The sequence below is a fragment of the Bacteroidia bacterium genome, from assembly GCA_026932145.1.
GTDB lineage: Bacteria > Bacteroidota > Bacteroidia > J057 > JAIXKT01 > JAIXKT01.
The window spans coordinates 26,372-30,265 of sequence record JAIXKT010000053.1; the positions used below are offsets into that span (position 1 = coordinate 26,372).

A 3,894-nucleotide genomic window follows, 5' to 3' on the forward strand; every position below is an offset into this window, starting at 1 on the left:
CAAAAACCAAAAAAGATTGGGCAATGTTTGTAAAAAGAATAGCTGATGAAATGTATCCGGAAGCGAAGAAGATAACTTTGGTAATGGATAATTTTAAAACCCATTCCCCATCGGCATTATATGAAATGTTTGAACCGCAGGAAGCAAAACGAATTTGGGACAGGTTTGAATTTGTATATACTCCTAAACACGGAAGTTGGCTAAATATGGCAGAAATAGAATTACACGTTCTAAACCATCAATGTTTGAATAGGCATATCGCAAAAATAGAAAATATTGTCAGCGAAGTAGAGGCTTGGCAACAACACAGAAACAACAAAAATGGTAAAATCAATTGGCAATTTACAACAAACGATGCAAGGCAAAAACTCAGAAGACTTTATCCACCAATTTACGATTAACATAACACTAGATAATCGACTTACCAAATCATTTTCACCTGTTCCTGAGTTATTCAGCCAAAATAAAATGCCTCTGTCAAAATGTGTGTCAATGTTTTGGTGAAGATTAATGGTATTCTGTTTTAGCTCTGATTTTTTAAAGGATTCGATTGCTTTAGCTAATTCGAGATAACGCTCTTTAAATTGTGTAATTACTTGTGATAAAGGGTATGGGTCGGTACTGTATTTGGAAGAATAAATAACATTTTCAATGGTGCTACTAACCATGGGATTTATATAATGAAAATATCCATCAATTCCATTTGTCCTTTTCCTAAAGTCGGTATCAATACTTGCAATATCATCATTTCTTAAAGGGTTTTGCCATCCGATAAGTTTTAAGAAGTCTGCAACAACATTTTCACCGACTTCACCAACACGTTTTGAATATTCTCCCATATTTTATGGTTTATTAAAGTTTATAAATTTTCTCAATCATTTCCCAAATTTCCAATTCCTTTCTTTCATTATAATTCCCTGTTGTTCTTACTTCGTCAACTATACTTTTTGTTTTTTCGGTTATCAATTCCAAAACTGTTTTTTCGGGAATGATAAACGGAATTTTCTTAATGTAATTTGCAGGATTATTGGCTGACGGATTGATGGTTCTTATCAATTTATTACAAGTAGGCGAATTGAAAAAAGCCAATAAATAATAAGTCAAACTTTCATCTTTGGGGAAGATGCCTACAATACTCTGGTCGAATAATTTATTTTCAATCAGAGAAGCGGTAATGCTTGACGAACTTATCATTGGTACGCCAATTCCGAATTTGAAATAATATTTTGGATTCTGAAATCTAGATTTTTTGTCAGATTTATAATGTTGCACAGCTTTTTTACTCCAATTCATAAACCAACTTTCAGGCTTTAGATATTTGGTGTTTCCACCTTTAACGATTGGTAAAAAATGTTGCTGTCCGTCAATTCCATTCAGTATTTCAGTATTGTTTTTATAATCTGAATTGATGCTTTCTGCGTTGACTAAATCATAGTTTTTCCCATTCTTTAAATCAGCACTGATTACTTGTAAAAAACGTTTGTCATCTCCTGAATAAAATCCTGTAACACAATCGGCAATATCTCCGACTTTGAATTTTGATTGATTAATTAACCTTAGCACGTTACTATTTTCAGCAATCAAAAAAGCGTGGTCGGGATTGTTTAAAATCGCTTCTTGTTTGAAAGAATACGTTTTTAAATTTTTATCTTCAATATTGTTTAATTGCTCGACATTACTAAATCTATTCACAACATTAAAAGTATTTTGTAAGCATTCTTTATAATCGCTTTTCTTTCTCAAAGTAATGATGGAAAGATTGGCGTAGCCAAAGTTTACTCCTGGGAAAAACGAAGACGGGAACAAGGCTAATTCCACAATTTGGGTTGTGGTCAGAATATGATTTCGCAAAGCTTTGTGCATATGCAGATTGAGAAATGTATCGGGAATAATAAAAGATAAAATACCATCTTCTTTCAACAACTCAATACAACGATATAGAAACAAACCGTAACTTTCTTTGGCATACAGTTCAGGATACATTTTTTTGAGTACTGCTCGCTTCTCATAATCTTGCCAAGCCCCGTAAGGCGGATTAGCAATGATTTTGTCATAGATACCACCAAAGCAAGAATTAAAACTCAATTCTGAATCTAAAAGCGTATCACATTCTCGAATAGATATATTTAGAAAATCAGAAAACTTACTGTTTAAAATTTCAACAGAGTTAGGATTTAGCTCGCAAATATCAATATGTGCAAATTCGTTTTCGTTCAATATTGCTTCCACAAATACGCCATCTCCACCGCAGGGTTCAAATATCTTGTCCGATGCTTTAAGAAATAATTGATTAACCATATAATCAACGATTGGTGTTGATTTAGTGTAAAATGCCTGATATTTTCTTGCTTCGCTTATCATTACCAAAGTAGATATTGTAAAAGATTATTGTCGGTTAAATGTTCCGTTGTTTCTGTATTGAAATCGTTAGCCCAGTCAATATGAGTTTCAGTCCATAATTTTAAATCATAACCAGAATATTCTTTGATTTTCTGATAGGCTTCGATTCCACTATACGCTTCCCAAATTCCAGAGTTTTTCAATCTGTTGAAATAGCTGTTATTTTCCTCAGCTCTTACAAAAAGCAAACATTTATAATTGTCATCAAGGTTTTGGTAAATAGTAGCTACCAGTAAAAGTCGGTTTGTGTTTCCTTTTTCGTTTGAGCCAAACCCACTTTTGAAATCAACCACATATTTTTGTTCATTGTAATTGAAATGTAAATCCAATTCCAACTGAATTTCTCCTGATGTTACCAAGCTCCAAACTTTTTCATAGTAAGATTTAAGTTCTTGTTTTTCCTCGTCAGAAATACTCAAATTGTCAATGTATTCAATAATTTCATTGGCTAATTTTTTCCTTACTTCCGAAAATAAAGGAGGAATAAATAATGAAATATCGTTTATCGGATAATAAAAACACAACTTGCAAAACGGATCCCAAAGCTCACCAACTCTTCTCGAAAAGTCCATATATTCATAAGATCTTACCGAGTTACGGCTTTCAATCATCACAACAATATTGCAGTAAGTTATCATCAGGATTGACTCCAATTTTTCCTGATTTGTCCAATGCTCTTTTTCAGCTTTCTGTAATAAAGTCGTTATCAGATTATCTTTCGTTTGATTTAATGCTCGGTTGATTGCACTTGCTCTTTTGCTAAATTCAGTTTCAGAGAATTGAGATTTTATCTGCACCAAAAACTCACTCGCTCTATCTCTGAAATATGCTAAGAGTTCTTGTTTGTTGTCTTTTATGTTTTTGTCTATATTCATTTTTTACTTTCTCGTCTTTGATATTTAATTTTTTCTTCAGCTACTTTCAAGATTTCCAGTCCGTTATCTTCATCTATTAATTGATAAGTTATTTTATCACTCAAATAGCGAAGTTTTAGTTCTGATTTCTTAATATTGAAAAATCTTGAAATTCCGTCAAGAATTAATTCATTTGCATTTCGTTCGTTTTTTTCAATTTTACTTAAAGTAGAGGTGTCAATATCTAACTCTGCTGCCACTTTTCTAAGTGGAAGGTTTGCACTTTCTCTAAGTTCTCGGATATATTCTCCAAATGATATTTTTTCTACCGTTGACATTTTTTGCTTTGGCACATTTTGTCCAAAAATAGTAATTTATTTTTGTTCGCCAAAATTTTTTGTGAATATTTTATGTCAGGGTGGTGGTGGGTGGGCTTGGGAGCGTTGGGGCAAAATTAAATGTGGTGCAATAGCATTGGCTTTGTGTGTTGGCTTGCACCTCTTTTAATTTTGTGAAGCGTTGGCAAATTTTTCTTTTGTTATTTGTCGAATGTTGATAGTGGTACGGTTGTTTTACGCTTGCCTGTAACGCAGCGCTTGACGAAGTTCCGAGAAAAAAAAGAGAAGACCAAAATTTATTT

The 3,894-nt window shown here is 32.8% G+C and carries 4 protein-coding genes; 1 reads left to right on the top strand and 3 read right to left on the bottom strand.

Annotated elements, in window-relative coordinates:
- Positions 1-401 (top strand): transposase (locus tag LC115_11855; GenBank protein MCZ2357357.1); only part of this gene is annotated, 401 nt, incomplete at its 5' end.
- Between the two features lie 451 nt (positions 402-852).
- On the opposite strand, the gene LC115_11860 is transcribed toward LC115_11855, so the two are convergent.
- The 3 genes from LC115_11860 to LC115_11870 are packed head-to-tail and all read right to left on the bottom strand — an operon-like array spanning position 853 to position 3,592.
- A complete protein-coding gene (locus tag LC115_11860) occupies positions 853-2,361 on the bottom strand; it encodes an Eco57I restriction-modification methylase domain-containing protein (protein ID MCZ2357358.1) in 1,509 nt (502 codons plus the stop codon).
- Positions 2,361-3,275: a hypothetical protein gene (locus tag LC115_11865; GenBank protein MCZ2357359.1), complete on the bottom strand. Its 915-nt coding sequence runs from the start codon at positions 3,273-3,275 to the stop codon at positions 2,361-2,363. Before LC115_11865 ends, LC115_11860 begins: the two co-directional genes overlap by 1 nt.
- A complete protein-coding gene (locus tag LC115_11870) occupies positions 3,272-3,592 on the bottom strand; it encodes a helix-turn-helix domain-containing protein (GenBank protein MCZ2357360.1) in 321 nt (106 codons plus the stop codon). Before LC115_11870 ends, LC115_11865 begins: the two co-directional genes overlap by 4 nt.
- Positions 3,593-3,894: the final 302 nt, after the last annotated feature.

Excerpts from the sequence above, each read along its gene's own strand:
- LC115_11860 (MCZ2357358.1), bottom strand. The coding sequence starts at position 2,361 with ATGATAAGCGAAGCAAGAAAATATCAGGCATTTTACACTAAATCAACA.
- LC115_11865 (MCZ2357359.1), bottom strand. The coding sequence starts at position 3,275 with ATGAATATAGACAAAAACATAAAAGACAACAAACAAGAACTCTTAGCA.
- LC115_11870 (MCZ2357360.1), bottom strand. The coding sequence starts at position 3,592 with ATGTCAACGGTAGAAAAAATATCATTTGGAGAATATATCCGAGAACTT.